General features: G+C 73.6%; 13 protein-coding genes. 6 read left to right on the top strand and 7 right to left on the bottom strand.

Annotated features, from left to right (window positions below; all coding sequences use genetic code 11):
• Window positions 1-40 precede the first annotated feature (40 nt).
• Entirely contained in the window at window positions 41-364 is a 324-nt protein-coding gene (locus tag ACX25U_RS33255) for a hypothetical protein (RefSeq protein ID WP_454385538.1), read from the bottom strand.
• A gap of 375 nt (window positions 365-739) precedes the next feature.
• Between ACX25U_RS33255 and ACX25U_RS33260 the strand changes: the two genes are divergently transcribed.
• Window positions 740-1,864: a PLP-dependent cysteine synthase family protein gene (locus tag ACX25U_RS33260; protein ID WP_454385539.1), complete on the top strand. Its 1,125-nt coding sequence runs from the start codon at window positions 740-742 to the stop codon at window positions 1,862-1,864.
• A 64-nt stretch (window positions 1,865-1,928) separates the two neighbouring features.
• Here ACX25U_RS33260 and ACX25U_RS33265 read toward each other — a convergent pair whose 3' ends face one another.
• Complete coding sequence (locus tag ACX25U_RS33265; RefSeq protein ID WP_454385540.1) at window positions 1,929-2,756, bottom strand: DeoR/GlpR family DNA-binding transcription regulator; 828 nt, start codon at window positions 2,754-2,756, stop codon at window positions 1,929-1,931.
• A 269-nt stretch (window positions 2,757-3,025) separates the two neighbouring features.
• Between ACX25U_RS33265 and ACX25U_RS33270 the strand changes: the two genes are divergently transcribed.
• Window positions 3,026-5,395, top strand: coding sequence for a hypothetical protein (locus ACX25U_RS33270; RefSeq protein WP_454385541.1), 2,370 nt, complete (start codon window positions 3,026-3,028; stop codon window positions 5,393-5,395).
• On the opposite strand, the gene ACX25U_RS33275 is transcribed toward ACX25U_RS33270, so the two are convergent.
• The 4 genes from ACX25U_RS33275 to ACX25U_RS33290 all read right to left on the bottom strand — a co-directional run bounded on the left by ACX25U_RS33275 (window position 5,365) and on the right by ACX25U_RS33290 (window position 10,020).
• Window positions 5,365-7,803 (bottom strand): right-handed parallel beta-helix repeat-containing protein, encoded by a 2,439-nt coding sequence (locus ACX25U_RS33275; RefSeq protein WP_454385543.1) that lies wholly within the window; start codon window positions 7,801-7,803, stop codon window positions 5,365-5,367. The two genes, ACX25U_RS33270 and ACX25U_RS33275, sit on opposite strands and share 31 nt — an antisense overlap.
• 111 nt (window positions 7,804-7,914) lie before the next feature.
• Entirely contained in the window at window positions 7,915-8,514 is a 600-nt protein-coding gene (locus tag ACX25U_RS33280) for an Rv1733c family protein (protein WP_454385545.1), read from the bottom strand.
• A 169-nt stretch (window positions 8,515-8,683) separates the two neighbouring features.
• On the bottom strand, window positions 8,684-9,508 hold the full coding sequence (locus ACX25U_RS33285; protein ID WP_454385547.1) for an MOSC domain-containing protein: 825 nt from the start codon (window positions 9,506-9,508) through the stop codon (window positions 8,684-8,686).
• 41 nt (window positions 9,509-9,549) lie between these two features.
• Window positions 9,550-10,020 (bottom strand): DUF6643 family protein, encoded by a 471-nt coding sequence (locus ACX25U_RS33290; RefSeq protein WP_454385549.1) that lies wholly within the window; start codon window positions 10,018-10,020, stop codon window positions 9,550-9,552.
• Between the two features lie 250 nt (window positions 10,021-10,270).
• Between ACX25U_RS33290 and ACX25U_RS33295 the strand changes: the two genes are divergently transcribed.
• Window positions 10,271-11,572 (top strand): TerD family protein, encoded by a 1,302-nt coding sequence (locus ACX25U_RS33295; protein WP_454394628.1) that lies wholly within the window; start codon window positions 10,271-10,273, stop codon window positions 11,570-11,572.
• Between the two features lie 15 nt (window positions 11,573-11,587).
• Here the strand turns inward: ACX25U_RS33295 and ACX25U_RS33300 are convergent, their stop codons facing one another.
• Window positions 11,588-12,787, bottom strand: coding sequence for a glycosyltransferase (locus tag ACX25U_RS33300; RefSeq protein WP_454385550.1), 1,200 nt, complete (start codon window positions 12,785-12,787; stop codon window positions 11,588-11,590).
• A 39-nt stretch (window positions 12,788-12,826) separates the two neighbouring features.
• Between ACX25U_RS33300 and ACX25U_RS33305 the strand changes: the two genes are divergently transcribed.
• Genes ACX25U_RS33305 through lnt form a run of 3 tightly spaced genes read left to right on the top strand, consistent with a single transcriptional unit; the run spans window position 12,827 to window position 15,866 of the window.
• Window positions 12,827-13,612: a glutamate racemase gene (locus ACX25U_RS33305; protein ID WP_454385552.1), complete on the top strand. Its 786-nt coding sequence runs from the start codon at window positions 12,827-12,829 to the stop codon at window positions 13,610-13,612.
• A 58-nt stretch (window positions 13,613-13,670) separates the two neighbouring features.
• A complete protein-coding gene (locus ACX25U_RS33310) occupies window positions 13,671-14,213 on the top strand; it encodes a hypothetical protein (RefSeq protein ID WP_454385554.1) in 543 nt (180 codons plus the stop codon).
• A 42-nt stretch (window positions 14,214-14,255) separates the two neighbouring features.
• On the top strand, window positions 14,256-15,866 hold the full coding sequence (lnt, locus tag ACX25U_RS33315) for an apolipoprotein N-acyltransferase (protein WP_454385555.1): 1,611 nt from the start codon (window positions 14,256-14,258) through the stop codon (window positions 15,864-15,866).
• Window positions 15,867-15,901 lie beyond the last annotated feature (35 nt).

The following is a 15,901-nucleotide window of genomic DNA, read 5'->3' on the forward strand; positions in this document are numbered from 1 at the left end:
AGAGTGACCCACGAGGTGGGGTCCCGCAACTCGCCGTCGCTCAGCCGCCGCGCCCCGCCGCCCGGCGTACGGCCTCGATGAACCGGCGGGCCGCCGGCGGCCCCGGCTCGCCCGGTGCGGGGTCGTGGTCGCCCAGGGTCAGCACGTACCGCTTGCCGTCGAGGTCGGCGAGCGCCCGGTCGTCCGGGGCGTACCAGGGCCTGGACGCGCGCACCGCCCCCAGCGGCGCGCTGTCGATCTCACTGCCGTAGCTGGTGAGCAACTCCAGCCTGCCGTCGCTGATCCGGACCTGTCCGGCCCGGGTGAGTGAGCGCAGTCGCTTGCCGATGCGCACGCCCGTGGCCGTGAACTCCGGTTCCGCCATCCTTTCCCGCCCCTTCGCGCGCGTCGCCGGCTCGGTGACTCCGCCTGGTCCACGAGTCGGCGGCCCGGCTCGTTCGAGATCCAGTGTGGGCCCCCGTCGGGCTCTTCGTCCCGCGCGGTGCAGTCTGCACGCCTTCGGCAGCGAGCACCAGTGCCCGAGGCGCGCTCGCGACCGGCGCCCGGAGCACTCGCGCGAATGCGCCCCCACCCGTGCGCGCATCGCGCCCCGGACGGACCCCGGCGAGCCGCGCTCTCAGCGCGTCTTTGAGTCCCTCAAAGATGCGTTTATGCAGGTGAGGAGCGTGTCGGAGGTGTCTATCATCGGTGGTGTCCGGCCGCGCGACACGCTGTCGGCGCACAGCACAAGGAGCCCTGCGTGAGCATCATCCGGCAGCGGCGGACCAGCGACACCCTGGACGTCGACCGCAGCGACAGCGGATACCGCGACTGGCTGAAAGAAGCCGTCCGCAAGGTCCAGGCCGACGCCAACCGCTCGGCCGACACCCACCTGCTGCGCTTCCCGCTGCCCGAGGAGTGGGGCATCGACCTGTACCTGAAGGACGAGTCGACCCACCCGACCGGAAGCCTCAAGCACCGCCTGGCGCGCTCGCTGTTCCTGTACGGCCTGTGCAATGGCTGGATCCGCCCGGGCCGCCCGGTGATCGAGGCCTCCAGCGGCTCGACGGCCGTCTCGGAGGCGTACTTCGCGAAACTGATCGGCGTGCCCTTCATCGCGGTCATGCCGCGCACGACGAGCGCCGAGAAGTGCCGCCTGATCGAGTTCCACGGCGGGCGGTGCCACTTCGTGGACGACCCGCGCACGATGTACGAGGCCTCCGCCGCCCTCGCGGCCGAGACCGACGGCCACTACATGGACCAGTTCACCTACGCCGAGCGGGCCACGGACTGGCGCGGCAACAACAACATCGCCGAATCCATCTTCCGCCAGCTTGAGTTGGAGCGCTTCCCGGAACCGGCCTGGATCGTCGCCACCGCGGGCACCGGCGGCACCTCGGCGACCATCGCGCGCTACGTCCACTACATGCAGTACGACACCCGTGTCTGCGTCGCCGACCCCGACAACTCCTGCTTCTTCGAGGGCTGGACCGCCGGCGATCCGGACGTCACCTGCGACTCCGGCTCACGCATCGAGGGCATCGGCCGGCCACGCATGGAACCGAGCTTCGTGCCCGGCGCCATCGACCGCATGATGAAGGTCCCGGACGCCGCCGCCGTGGCCGCCGTTCGCGCCCTGGAGCGGGCCATCGGCCGCAAGGCGGGCGGCTCCACCGGCACCGGTCTGTGGAGCGCCCTGAAAATCGTCGCCGAGATGCTGCGGGAGGGCCGCCGCGGCAGCGTGGTCACCCTCCTGTGCGACTCGGGCGACCGCTACCTCGACAAGTACTACTCGGACACCTGGCTGGCCGAACAGGGCCTGTACAGCGCTCCGTACACGGCGACGATCGAGTCGTTCCTGGCGACAGGGGTGTGGCCGGGCTGAGCGGCCCGTTCAGGTCCGTTCGCTCCGGTCCGGCATGTCCTCGGCGAGCGCGTCGAAGACCCGCTCAGATGTCCGCCGCGTCCTCGGGCTCGCCCGCCACCACCAGCCGCAGGTGCTCCGAGACCTCGGCGCGCGCCCCGGCCGGCAGCCCGGCGTCCGTCACCAGGGTGTCGACCTGCCCCAGCGCGGCGAAGGAACTCAGGCCCACCACGCCCCACTTGGTGTGGTCGGCGACCACCACCACGCGCCGCGCGGACCGCACCAGCCGCCGGTTGGTCTCGGCCTCCGCCAGGTTCGGCGTGGACAGGCCGGCCTCGGCCGATATCCCGTGCACCCCGAGGAACAGCACGTCGAAGTGGAGCGTGCCGATCGCCTGGTCGGCCACCGGCCCCACCAGCGAGTCGGACGGCGTACGCACCCCGCCTGTCAGTACGACCGTCGCCGCGCCCTGCCGCTGACCGGAGCCGCGCTGCGCCGAGTGGAAGACGTCCGCCACCCGCACCGAGTTGGTGACCACCGTCAGATCGGGCACGTCCAGCAGATGGTGGGCCAGCGCGTACGTCGTCGTACCGCCCGAGAGGGCGATCGCCGTACCCGGCGCGACCAGCAGGGCCGCCGCCCGCGCGATGTCCTCCTTGGCGGTCGGCTCCAGACCCGACTTGGCCTCGAAGCCCGGCTCGTGCGTACTGGCCTCCACGATCGGAACCGCCCCGCCGTGCACCTTCTCCAGCACGCCCTGGCGGGCCAGCGCGTCCAGGTCGCGGCGGACCGTCATGTCCGACACGCCGAGCTTCCGGGTCAGCTCGTTGACCCGGACACCGCCACGGCGCCGGACCTCGTCCACGATCAGGGCACGCCGCTGCTCCGCGAGGAGGTTCTGATTCTCACTCACGTGTGCTCAGGTTCCTTTCGCCTCAAGCCGCCCGACACGCGCCAAGGTCCCATCCTTTCATGAGGCGGCGCCCGCCGCGCCGGAGCCCGCCCGACGCGCACATGCCATCTTCGCGCTCCCGCGCGCGCCGGCCGTCACCCGTATCGGCGAAATTCCGGTGACAGGGGGTGTGCTACGGGCCACGAGCGGCGATCCTGGTGTCCGCACGGACACAGACCCACGGCACACACCCACGGACACCCACGGACGCGTCACGGGGGAAGCGAACAGTGGAACGTGCGCAGCAGCATCCGGCGACCGGATGCGCCCTGGAGCTCCTGGTCCACGGTGTCGGCGGCACCACGCCCGAGCGGATGCTGGACGATCCGCGGACGGTGCGGATCACCGGCGACGACACCGCGGCCGTCTTCCGCCGCGCCGACGACGTCGACGCCGAGACGCGGCCCGGGAAGCATCACGGCACGCCGGTGCCCGAGGCGTACGTCTGGTGCAACCTCACCTCGGGCAACGGAGCCCGCGCCCTGTGGCTGTTGCTGCTGCCGTTCATGGTGGTCAACCTCGCCCACTGGATGCGCCCCGGCGCACCCGGCCGCCTCCGCACCGTGCGCCTGTACGGCCTGCTGGTACGGCTGGCCGGCCTCACCCTGACCGTGCTGCTCGTCGCCGCCGCCTGCGAGGTCGCCCTGGACCTCACGGCCTGGCAGTGCGCGGGCACACACGCGTGTGCCGCACGCCACTCCTGGCTGGGCTTCCTGTCGCCCACGGCCGGCGGCTGGTGGAGCGCGCCCGGCCGCCGCCTCGCCCTCGCCGCCCTGGTGCCCGCGGCGCTCACCGGCCTGCTGTGGTACCTGGCCCACCGCACCTGGAGCGCCTACGAGTCCCAGCAGCCGATGTCCCGCGACCCCGAGCCCGAGGAGGACACCGGCAGCGGCTCCCTGGGCCGGCCCGGCTTCTGGTACGGCCGCCGCCTGGTGGCCCGGCTGCGCGCCGCCCACACCGCCGCCGGACTGCTCACCGTCGCCGCCGCGATCGCCGCGCCCACGGCGGCCCTCGACCGCCGCCCCGGCGGCCCCGCGGCCCTCGACGTCCTGGGCTGGCTTCTGCACGCCACCCTGCTCACCTGGGCCGCCGCCGTGGTCTGGGTCGTCTGCCGCCGCGGCCGCACCGAGCACCTGCTCGACCGGCAACTGGACCGCCACCTCGTACGGCGGCTGCCGCTCGGCGCTCTCCTGCTGCTCCTGCTCACCGCCGTGTACGCCGGCTGGTCACGCCCCGGCTGGACCTCGACGGGCCGGCTGGCCGGCGACACCACCTTCGGCGGCCTCGCCCTGGGGCAGGGCCTGCTGGTCGTCGCCCTCGGCATCGCCGCGCACGCCCTGTACCGCACCCGCCCCGACGCCCGCGCCGTGCTGCGGGGCCTGGGCGGGCCCGCGGTCGCGATGCTGGCCTGCGCGCTCGGCGGCGTGATGTCCGGCGGGGTCTGCCAGCGCGTGGCCGACTGGCTGGACGGCACCGGCACCTCCATCCCGGGCCCGCCGGTCATGCTCACCTGGCAGGCGTCCGTCATCCCGCCGCTGCTCCTCGTCCTGCTGGTGCTCTGCGGCCGGCTCGCCGGGCGCGCCTGGCGGCTGGCCCGCACCCTGCGCACCACGGTCGAACGGGACCACCCCGGTGAGCCTCCCGACCCCGAGCGCACTCGCCGGATCGCCCGCACCCGCGCCATGGCGACGCTCACCGACGACGCCCCCCTCGTCGTCGGCGTCGCCTCCGCCGCCACCCTCGCCCTCGGCGCCGCCGCACTCGCCGGCGCCCTCGGCACCGGCAGAACCCCGGCCGGAGCCGCCGCCGGCACCCACCCCGCCCTCCAGGGCGCGGCCCAGACCGCGCAGGCCCTGGGCTCCTGGCTGATCGGACTGGGCTTCGTACTCTTCGTCACCTGGGGCCGGCGCGCCTACAAGGACGCCTCCGCCCGGCGCACCATCGGCATCCTGTGGGACGTCGGCACCTTCTGGCCGCGCGCCGCCCACCCCTTCGCCCCGCCCTGCTACGCCGAACGGGCCGTGCCCGACCTCACCTGGCGGATGGCGACCTGGACCCGGTCCACCGGCGGCCGGCTGGTGCTGTCCGGGCATTCCCAGGGCAGCGTGCTGGCCGCCGCCGCGGCCTGGCAGCTCACCCCGCCGGTCCGCGGGCGGGTCGCGCTGCTGACCTACGGCTCGCCACTGGAACGGCTCTACGGCCGCTGGTTCCCGGCCCACTTCGGACCGGCCGCCCTCGGCGCCCTGCACCAGGACGTGGACTGCTGGCGCAACCTGTACCGGCTCACCGACCCCATCGGCGGCCCGGTCCGGCTGACCGGCGACCGCGGCCCCGAGGTGGACCGCGCCCCGCTCAAGGATCCGCTCGCCTACGGCCGCACCGCACAGCATCCCCTGCCCGCCCCGATCCTCGGCCACTCCGACTACCAGGCGGACCCGGCCTTCGCCGAGGAACGCGGGCGGCTGCTCGCCCGCCTGCGCCCGGACCTGCCCGCACCGCGCCACGGACCGCCCGAACTCCCGGCCGGCGAGCCGCGGACCGGCCACGAGCCGCCGGGCGGCACCGGGGCTCAGGACAGCGCGGGCAGGTCCTCGGCGTAGAGCAGCGTCAGGTCGTCCGTGCTGGGGTCGGCGAGCTGGGCGACCCGGCTCGCGTGCCGCTCCACCATCGCCTCGAAGGTCTGGCGCGCGGTACGGCCGTTGCCGAACGCCGGGCCCTTGGGGATCGCCGTGAAGTACGTCAGCAGGGCTTCGGCCGCCCCCGGCGCCAGCCGGTACTCGTGCTCCTCGGCCTGCTGCTCCACGATCCGCAGCAGCTCGTCGGGGCCGTAGTCGCCGAAGGTGATGGTGCGGGAGAAACGGGAGGCCACACCGGGGTTGACGGAAAGGAAGCGTTCCATCTCGGCGGTGTATCCGGCGACGATCACCACCACCGCGTCCCGGTGGTCCTCCATCAGCTTCACCAGCGTGTCGATGGCCTCCTTGCCGAAGTCCCGCCCGGCGTCCTCCGGGGAGAGCGCGTACGCCTCGTCGATGAACAGCACGCCGCCGCGCGCCCGTTCGAACGCCTCCTGGGTGCGGATCGCGGTGGAGCCGATGTGCTCGCCGACCAGGTCGACACGGGAGACCTCGACGAGATGCCCCTTCTCCAGCACGCCGAGGGAGGCGAGGATCTCGCCGTACAGGCGGGCGACCGTGGTCTTGCCGGTGCCGGGGGAGCCGGTGAAGACCAGATGGCGCTTGACCGAGGCGGCCTTCAGCCCGGCCCGCTGCCGGCGCCGGCCCACTTCGATCATGTCGGTCAGGGCGCGCACCTCCCGCTTGACGCTGTCCAGGCCCACCAGCGCGTCGAGTTCGCCGAGCACGTCCTTCGCGGTCCGGGCGGGCTGCTCCGGCCCGGCGGCGGTCACCAGCGGCTCCTGCTCGGTGGTGCGCTGCCCGGGGATCGTGCCCAGCAGACCGGGGGACGGGCTCGTGGCGTGCACGGCCGTTTCCCGGGCCGCGGGCGGGCGCACCCCGCCGCTCTCGTCGCCGGCGCAGTCCTCGACCACGGGACCCGACCCGGCGCCGGCGTCCGGCCCGCCGTCCGCGAACTCGTAGCCGCCGCGCGCGCACCGCTCCGTACGGCACTTCCTCAGCGTCGTACGGCAGCCGTCGATCACGTGGAAGCCGTAGCCGCCGCTGCCCGTCACCCGGCAGCCCAGGAAGCTGCCGCGGCCCCCGGCGGAGACGTAGAAGCCGGCCTCGGCGGGGGAGGAGACCGTGCACCGCTCGATGGTGGGGTCGGCGCCCTTGGTGACGATCACGCCGGTCTGGGTGCCGTCCAGGGTGCAGTTGCTGAGCGTGCCGCCGCTGCCGTGGTCGCGGAACCAGGCGCCCGTGGCCGCGTCTTTGATCCGGCAGTCGTCGAGCTGCGCGGTGGCGCCGTCGCTCACCGACACCGCCGTGTTGCGCACCTGGGTCAGGTCGCTGTCCACGACGTCCGCCCGGGAGCCGCGGTCCAGCACGAACAGCGCGTCCGGCACGTCGTGCACCCGGCAGGCATCGAGCACCACGGTCGCGCCGTCGCTGACCCACACCGCCGGATAGTCGCCGGTGCTGTCGAAGATCTCGCACTGATTGGCGTCCACGCGCGTGCCCGGGTCCCACACCGACAGACCGTTGCGCCCGAACCGGCGCACCGTCGTCCGCGTCAGCGTCAGCACGGAACGCGACCGCAGGTCCACCGCGTTCTCCGGGATGTCGTGGATACGGCAGTCGGCGAGCGTCAGCACGGCGTCGGTGTCGAGGGTGACGCCGTCCGCGGTGGTGCGGTGCACATCGCAGTCGGTGAGGTGCGCGGTGGCCCCGCCCGTGACCTGGACGCCGCTGCCCCGCACCTCGTAGACCTCGCAACCCACCGCTTCCAGCGCGGAGTTGTCGCCCGTCGCCGACAGGCCCGCGCCGGAGGTGTGGTGGATCCGGCAGCGCTCGAGCCGAGGGTGGGCACCGCCGCGGACCGCCACGCCCGACTGCCCGGCCGCGACGACCTCGCACTCCTCGAACACCCCGCCGCCGCCGTCGAGTACGGCGATGCCGATGCCGGCCGGATTGTCGACCGTGCAGCGCCGCACGGTCGGCCGGGCGCCGCCGCGCACCTCGATGCCGGCCGCGGACCGGGTCACGATCCGCACATTGCCGATCTCCGGCGCGCCCTCCTCCACCAACAGGGCCGGCGCGGCGGCGTCCTGGCCCTCCACATGCAGATCCTGCACCACGGCCGAGGCACGCACGGTCAGCGGCACCCCGTCGGCGGGGGCGATGCGTACCGAGCCGGGGGAGTTCTCGGGGCCGCGCAGTGTCACCGCCCGCTGGACCACGAGGTTCTCGCGGTAGGTGCCCGGGGCGACGGTGAGCACGTCACCGTCAGCCGCGGCCTCCAGGGCGGCGGCGAGCGACGCGTACTCACCTGTGCGGCGCCGCCACCGCGATGTGCCGGTGTGCGTCACCTGGACCGTGCCCTGTGCCATGGCGCTGCTGTGCCCCCACCTCGTCGTACGCGGGTTGGTTGATGCCGAGTGCGTCGGCCGGTCCACCGTAGCGTGCCCGCGGACGGTCGGTTGACCGGAGCCGGAAGGCCGTCAGCTGCCGGTGCCGGTACGGCCCCAGTCCGGGCCGACCCGCTCCCAGGCCCGGTCCCACTGCGCGTACCGGCGGCGGACCAGGCGCCAGAGGACCAGCCGGCGTATGGCCTCCACCAGACCCGCGGTCAGCAGGGCCGCGCCGAATCCCGCCAGTACCGCATGTGCGGTGGCCGTGGCGGAGTCCAGGGGCCGGGGCACTATGGTGCCGTGCGCGTCGGTCCACAGCGTGAAGGTCTCACCGGGCTTCGGGGACTTCAGGCTCGTGGAGACCGGGCCGTGTCGCCGGGTGCCGTCGGGGGCCGTCCAGTCGGCGAGGACGCGGCTGTGCACGTCCCGTCCCGGAGACATCTCCGGGTCGATCTCCAGCCGGTTCAGCTCCTTCACCACCGTGGCCGTCACCTGGTTCCGGGTCTGGCGCTGATCGCGCACGGACTGCTGCAGGGCTCCCTGGGCGGCGGTGCCGACCAGGGAACCGATCACGGGGGTGACGACGAGGGCGAGCAGCAGGGCCGCCAACGCCGCCCAGGACTCGACCAGATCGGTCGTGCGCCGCAGCGGATTGTGCCGCCAGCGCCAGAGTCCGCTGATCGCTCGCACGGTCCCACACCCCCTTCCCGCTCCGTCATAGCCCCCGGCGAGGCAGTCCGCCCCCGAACCCGACCGAAGAGAGAGGCACATCACCTCCGACCGTCCGACCAGGACCCTCAGGAACGTCTCGGGGAAACCAACGACCGGGCCCCGCCCCGGGGTTCCCGGCAGACGAAGGTCATTCGAGGACGGTGACCGGGTCGCCGAGCCGGATGGTGCCGGTCGACTCGGGCACCAGGTTCTGCCCGAAGACCAGTTCGCCGCCGAAACGGCGGTGCCGGCCGAGGGTGCGCAACGGCTCCTTGCCGCGGACGGTGGTGGCCTGGTCGGTGGTGGTCACCACGCACCGGCCGCACGGCTTGGCGACCCGGAAGGTGACCTCGCCGATCGCGATGCGCTGCCAGTCGTCCTCGGCCCAGGCGGGGGTGCCGGCCACCACGACGCTCGGCCGGAAGCGGTTCATCGGCAGCGGGCCCTCCTCGGCGTGGTCGCCCTCGGCGATCAGCGAGTTGAGGGAGTCGAGGGAGGACCGCGAGGTGAGCAGCAGGGGGTAATCGTCGGCGAAACTCACCGTCTCGCCCGGCAGGGCGTAGTCCGGGTCGACGGGACGGCGCGTGGCGGGGTCGTCCATGTGGACGAGGCGGACGCCGGCTCCGGCATGGCCGCTGCACCAGGCGTGGGCGGCCTCGTCCGCCGAAACGGCCTCCACCTCGTCGCCGAAGATGTCCACCGTCACCGTGGCACCCGGCCGCGGGACGGACACCGTGATCGGGGCACGTCCGGGTGCGGAAAGACGAAGGCCGCCGCCGGGCATGAGCTCGGCGGCGGCCAACGCGAGCTGTGGCAGCTGGCGTTGCGTGACGACCTTTCCCCCGTCGTCGATCAGCGCCCAGCGCCGGTCTCCGGCCAGCCCCCAGGGCTCCACGACGGCCTCCCGGAGCCCGACGGGCCGGAACGCCTTGACCGGGTGAATGTGCATGGACCACAGCTCCGCATTCCCCATGACCTCATCCTGCCAGGCGGCACGGACAGTCGGGGAGCGGATCAGTAACCGCGGTACTGCTGGTTGCCGTACGGGTCCTGGTAGGGCGCCGGGGCGGGCCGGGGAGCGGCCGGGCGCATGGCCTCGTAGCCGGTGCCGTTCACCGCCGGGCGCGGTGGCTGCGGCTGCTGCGGGCCGGGGTACCCGCGCGGCGCCGTGGCCTGTTGCGGGATGTAGGCCGTGGGCACCTGCTGCAGCGGGGCGGGCTGCGGCGCCTGCGGGTAGCCGTAGGAGGGCTGGGACGGGGCCGCCGGGAGGGCGGGCAGCGCCGAGGGGAGCGCCGGCAGGTGGCTGCCGCCCGTGTGGGGGTGGCTGCTCGTGTTCAGGTGGCTGCCCGTGTCGTACGGCGCGGGGACCCGGATCGGGGCGATCTGCGGGGTGCCCCGCTCTGCCACGAGCGAGTCGTAGATCGGGGTGTCCGGGAAAGAGGCGGAGTAGTAGCCGCCGCCGTAAGAGGAGCGGGGGGAGGTCATGGCCATAAGTTAAGCCCACGATGTGCAGATTGGGGAGACCGATAAGAGGGTTGTTTCCTGCGTCGGCGGTGACGCGAGGTCACTAATGCGAGTGAACTTGGACAACTAGGGCGGCGATCAAGGTGCGGTCGGGTGTAAAGGCCGAGCTCCGAGGCGGGTTACCGGCGGTTGGCCAGGCGCGTTCCGGTCCTCCTCATGCGAGACTGCCGGGACACGGCCTGGCCGACACACGATGGGGGCAAGCATGTCCATGCCGAAGGGGTCGAACACGCCGGTGCCCGCCACGGCCCTGCGCATCGAGGTGGGATGGCGGTCGGGGGCCGGTGTCCCGGACGCGGACGCCTCGGCGCTGCTGCTGGTGGGCGGCAAGGTCCGCTCGGACATGGACTTCGTCTTCTACAACCAGCCCGCACACTCCTCCGGCGCGGTCCGGCACGAGGGCAAGCGGACCGCCGGCGACCGGGTCACCGACACACTGCTCGTCGACCTCACGCGCGTGGAGCCCGCGATCGAGACCGTGGTGCTGGCCGCCTCGGCGGACGGCGGCACCTTCGGCCAGGTGCCCGGCCTGTACGTCGAGGTGCGGGACGCCGCCCAGGGCACGGTGGCCGCGCGCTTCGACAGCACGGGCGCGAGCGTGGAGACGGCGTTCGTGCTGGGCGAGTTCTACCGCCGTCAGGGTGCCTGGAAGTTCCGTGCCGTGGGCCAGGGCTACAGCAGCGGTCTGGAGGGCCTGGCCACGGACTTCGGTATCACGGTGGACGAGCCGCAGCACGCGCCGCGGCCCCCGGCGGGATCCCCGCAGCCACCGCCCCCGGCCGTACCTCCTGTGCCCCCTCCGCCGTCGGTGGCGCCCCCGGTCACCACGCCGCCGCCCGCCACGCCCGCGCCGCAGGCACCCTCCGCGCCCGCTGTCCGCCTGAGCAAGGTGACGCTCACCAAGGCGGCCCCCTCCGTGTCGCTGACCAAGCAGGGCGGCACCTCCGGCGCCATGCGCGTCAACCTCAACTGGCAGATGCGCAAACAGTTCTCCGGCTGGGGCAGCAAGCGCGGCCGGGCGGTCGCCATGCACAGGGACCTCGATCTCGACCTGTGCGCCCTGTACGAACTGTCGGACGGCCGCAAGGGCGTCGTCCAGGCCCTCGGCAACGCGTTCGGCTCGCTCCACCAGCCGCCGTACATCCACCTCGACGGCGACGACCGCACCGGCGCGGTCACGGAGGGCGAGAACCTCACGATCAACCTCGACCACAGACAGGACTTCCGGCGCATCCTCGTCTTCGTGACCATCTACGAAGGCGCCCGCTCCTTCGCCGACCTGCACGCCACGGTCACCCTCCAGCCGCAGCACGGGGCCCCGGTCGACTTCTCCCTCGACGAGTGCACCGTCCCTTCGACGGTGTGCGCGCTCGCCCTGATCACCAACACCGGCGGCGACCTCGTCGTCCAGCGCGAGGCCCGCTACCTGGTGCCCGAACGCGGGGTGAGCCCGCAGCGGACGATCGACCGCGCCTACGGCTGGGGCATGAACTGGACCCCCGGCCGTAAGTGAGCGGCCACGCGCCGGTCACCCCTCGTCGGGCACGGCGTCCGGACGCGCGTACGTGCGGCCCTTCCAGGCCGCACCCCGCCCCCGGTAGTGCTGCACCGCCGAGTCGACCGTCATCAGCAGATACAGGAGCGCGGTGAACGGCAGCAGGGGAGCGAGCCACAGCGGTCGGCGGTAGTAGCGGAGCATCGGGACGTACGTCGCCGTCATCACCAGCCACGCCAGACCCCCGACGAGCGCCGCCACCGCGCTGCCCGCCGCCAGGCCCACGGCCAGCGCCACCGGCGGCACCAGGTACACCAGCGCCAGTCCGGCCACCGTGCCGAGCAGCACCAGCGGGTTGTGGCGCAGCTGCGCGTAGGCGCTGCGCGAGACCATCCGCCACAGGTCGCGCAGGAGCGGATAGGGGCGCACGCTGTCCACCCGCTCGGCGAGACCCAGCCAGATGTGCCCACCGCCGCCCTTGACGGCCCGCGCGAGGGCCACGTCGTCGATCACCGCCTGCCGGATCGCGTCCGGGATCCGCGCCCGCTCGGCGGCCTCGGTGCGCAGCAGCACGCAGCCGCCCGCGGCCGCCGCCGTCCGCGCGCCCCTGCGGCCGATCCGGCGGAAGGGGTACAGCTGCGCGAAGAAATAGACGAAGGCCGGCACGACGAGCCGTTCCCACCAGGTCTCCACCCGCAGCCGGGCCATCTGCGAGACGACGTCGAAGCCCCCGGTGCGCGCCGCCGCCACCAGATGGCGCAGGCTGTCCGGGGCGTGGGCGATGTCCGCGTCCGTCAGGAGCAGGTACTCGGGTACGCGCGCGCGTGCCAGGCCGATGCCGTGCCGTACGGCCCACAGCTTGCCCGTCCAGCCGGCGGGCGGCTCGCCCGGCGAGGCCACGGTCAACGGCAGCCCGCCGTGCCGTCGGAAGAGTTCCCGGGCCAGCTCCCCGGTGCCGTCGGTGCTGCCGTCGTCGATCAGGAAGACCTCGGCCCGCCCCGGGTAGTCCTGCGCGAGCAGTGAGGGCAGGCTCGCGGGCAGCACGGCGGCCTCGTCCCGCGCGGGGACGACGACGCACACCGTCGGCCAGTCGTCCGGGGCCGGGTCCTCGCGGGGCGGCAGCCTGACGTCCGTACGCCAGAAGAAGCCCTGGCCGAGCAGCAGCCACAGCCAGGCGGCGAGTGATCCGACGGCACTCCACACGATCACGCTCACCCGCGCAGTCTGCCCCACCCGGGTGGCCGGTTCGAGGGGATCGTCTATCGTGGCCGGGTGAAGATCGCGCTCATGGACTCCGGGATCGGGCTGCTGGCGGCCACCGCCGCGGTACGGCGCCTGCGCCCCGACGCAGATCTCGTGCTCTCCCTGGACCCCGCGGGCATGCCCTGGGGTTTGCGCACGCTGGAGGACCTGACCGAGCGAGCCCTGGCCGTCGCCGAGGCCGCCGCCGCCCGTCGCCCGGACGCCCTGATCGTCGGCTGCAACACCGCGACCGTGCACACCCTGACCGCCCTGCGGGCCCGTCTCGAACCGGATCTGCCGGTCATCGGCACGGTACCCGCGATCAAACCGGCCGCGGCCGGCGGCGGCCCCGTCGCCATCTGGGCGACACCCGCCACCACGGGCAGTCCCTACCAGCAGAACCTCATCCGCGAGTTCGCCGGTGGCGTGCCGGTCGCCGAGGTGCCCTGCTGGGGTCTTGCCGAGGCCGTGGAACACGCGGACCAGGCGGCGATCGACGAGGCCGTCCTCGCGGCCGCCGCGCTGACCCCCGAGGGTGTGACGACCGTCGTCCTGGGCTGCACCCATTACGAACTGGTCGCCGACCGCGTCCGGGCCGCCGTGCAGCGGCCGGACCGCCCCCCGCTGGCCCTGCACGGCTCCGCGGGCGCCGTCGCCACCCAGGCACTGCGCCGGATCGGCGCCCGTCCCGAGCCCGAGGCTCCGGCCGAGGGCACCGTGACCGTCCTGCTGAACGGACAGGAGGGCGCCCTGCCCGCGCCCGCCCTGGCCTACGCGGAAGGCCGCCTCCTCCAGCAGGCCGCCCCCGTCCGCTGACGGCACGGTCACCCACGACGCGTCACCCGCTCGGCGAAACCTGGGTAACCTCATGAATATGAGGGACCACCCCCATCGCGAGAACAGCACCCATCCCGAGGTGTGGACCGGACGCGCCACCAACCGGATCCAGTGGCTGCTGGCGCTCGCCGGCGCCGCCTGCATGGCCCTCGGCATCGAGCTCGCCGTCGACTCCGCCTGGAATTCCGGCATCGCCCCGCTGGTGATGTCCGTCGTGGGCTGCATCGCGGCCGGTCTGCTGGTCCTCTTCGGCACCCTCGCCTTCGTGCACGTGGCGCTGCGCGTCGACAAGGAGGCCCTGGAGGTGCGCTGCGGGCACATGGGCCTGCCGCGCCGCCGTATCCCGCTCTCCCACGTCGCGGGCGCCGAGTTCGCCCCGCACGTCACCCCGCGCCACTGGGGCGGCTGGGGCTACCGCTGGCGGCCCGAGAAGGGCACCGCGGTCGTCGTACGGCGTGGCGAGGGCGTCGTCCTGCGTCTGTGGGACGGCCACACGTTCACGGTCACGATCGACGACGCGGAGTCGGCGGTCCGCGTGATCAAGGACCGGATGCATCCGACGGTTTCCGGCCGGGCCTGATCACGCTGCCGGCGCCCCGGTGACCGGCCGTAGACTCCCGGGGTGACCGTCACCGCAACTTCCGTCGACGAGTCGGACCGGCTGCGACCGCAGGCAGCGCCCGCGCCCTGGCGTGCGCGGCTCGTCCGACTCGTGCCCGCCGCAGCCGCGGCGCTGTCCGGCCTGCTCCTCTACGTCAGCTTCCCGCCGCGCCCCCTGTGGTGGCTGGCCCTGCCCGCCTTCGCGGTCCTCGGCTGGACGCTGCGCGGGCGCGCCTGGAAGGCGGCGCTCGGTCTCGGCTACCTCTTCGGCCTCGGCTTCCTGCTGCCGCTGCTGGTGTGGACCGGGGTGGAGGTCGGCGCCGGCCCGTGGCTGGCGCTCGCCGCGGTGGAGGCGGTCTTCGTCGCCCTGGTGGGCGTGGGCGTGGCCGCGGTCTCCAGGCTGCCCGTCTGGCCGGTGTGGGCGGCGGCCGTGTGGATCGCCGGTGAGGCGGTACGCGCACGCGTGCCGTTCCGGGGCTTCCCCTGGGGCAAGATCGCCTTCGGACAGGCGGACGGAGTGTTCCTGCCGCTGGCCGCGGTGGGCGGCACACCGGTGCTGGGCTTCGCGGTCGCCCTGTGCGGCTTCGGCCTGTACGAGGCCGTACGCCTGGCGGTGCGGGGGCGGCGCACCCGCGCGGTACGGCGCTCGGCCGCCGCCGCTGCCCTGCTGAGCGTCGCCGTCCCGGTGGCGGGCGCGGTGGCCGCCCGGCCCCTGGTGAGCGACAAGGCCGAGAACGGCACCGCGACCGTCGCCGTCATCCAGGGCAACGTGCCGCGCGCGGGCCTGGACTTCAACGCCCAGCGGCGTGCCGTCCTCGACCACCACGCGCGCGAGACGGAGCGGCTGGCCCAGGAGGTGAAGGCGGGCAAGGCCGCGAGGCCGGACTTCGTGCTGTGGCCGGAGAACTCCTCCGACATCGACCCCTTCGCCAACCCCGACGCGCGCGCCGTCATCAACCAGGCCGCCAAGGCGATCGGGGCGCCGGTCTCCGTCGGCGGTGTCGTGGAACGGGACGGCAAGCTGCTCAACGAGCAGATCCTGTGGGATCCCGTCCAGGGGCCCACCCAGACGTACGACAAGCGACAGGTCCAGCCGTTCGGCGAGTACCTGCCGCTGCGCCCGCTGCTCGGGGCGATCAACAAGGACTGGACGTCGATGGTCCGGCAGGACTTCAGCAGGGGCAGCGAGCCGGGCGTGTTCACCATCGACGGCGCCAAGGTGGGCCTCGCCACCTGCTACGAGGCCGCCTTCGACTGGGCGGTGCGCGACACGGTCACAGGCGGCGCGCAGATGATCTCCGTGCCGAGCAACAACGCGACCTTCGACCGCAGCGAGATGACCTACCAGCAGCTCGCCATGTCCCGGATCCGCGCGGTCGAGCACAGCCGTACCGTCACCGTCCCGGTGACCAGCGGCGTCAGCGCGATCATCATGCCCGACGGTCGGATCACCCAGAAGACCGGCATGTTCGTGCCCGCCCACCTGGTCCAGAAGGTGCCGCTGCGCTCCTCCGAGACGCCCGCCACCCGGCTGGGCGTCCTGCCGGAGATCGCCCTGGTGCTGGTCGCCGCCGGCGGCCTGGGCTGGGCGATCGGCGCCGGGCTGCGCGGGCGGCGCGCCCAGGACGCATGACCGTACGCCGGAGGCACGCCCCCCGAACCGCGCGA

The sequence above is a fragment of the Streptomyces sp. JNUCC 63 genome (assembly GCF_054366325.1).

Excerpts from the sequence above, each read along its gene's own strand:
- ACX25U_RS33255 (WP_454385538.1), bottom strand. The coding sequence starts at position 364 with ATGGCGGAACCGGAGTTCACGGCCACGGGCGTGCGCATCGGCAAGCGA.
- ACX25U_RS33275 (WP_454385543.1), bottom strand. The coding sequence starts at position 7,803 with ATGGCACAGGGCACGGTCCAGGTGACGCACACCGGCACATCGCGGTGG.
- ACX25U_RS33285 (WP_454385547.1), bottom strand. The coding sequence starts at position 9,508 with ATGGGGAATGCGGAGCTGTGGTCCATGCACATTCACCCGGTCAAGGCG.
- ACX25U_RS33290 (WP_454385549.1), bottom strand. The coding sequence starts at position 10,020 with ATGACCTCCCCCCGCTCCTCTTACGGCGGCGGCTACTACTCCGCCTCT.
- ACX25U_RS33295 (WP_454394628.1), top strand. The coding sequence starts at position 10,271 with ATGCCGAAGGGGTCGAACACGCCGGTGCCCGCCACGGCCCTGCGCATC.
- ACX25U_RS33310 (WP_454385554.1), top strand. The coding sequence starts at position 13,671 with ATGAGGGACCACCCCCATCGCGAGAACAGCACCCATCCCGAGGTGTGG.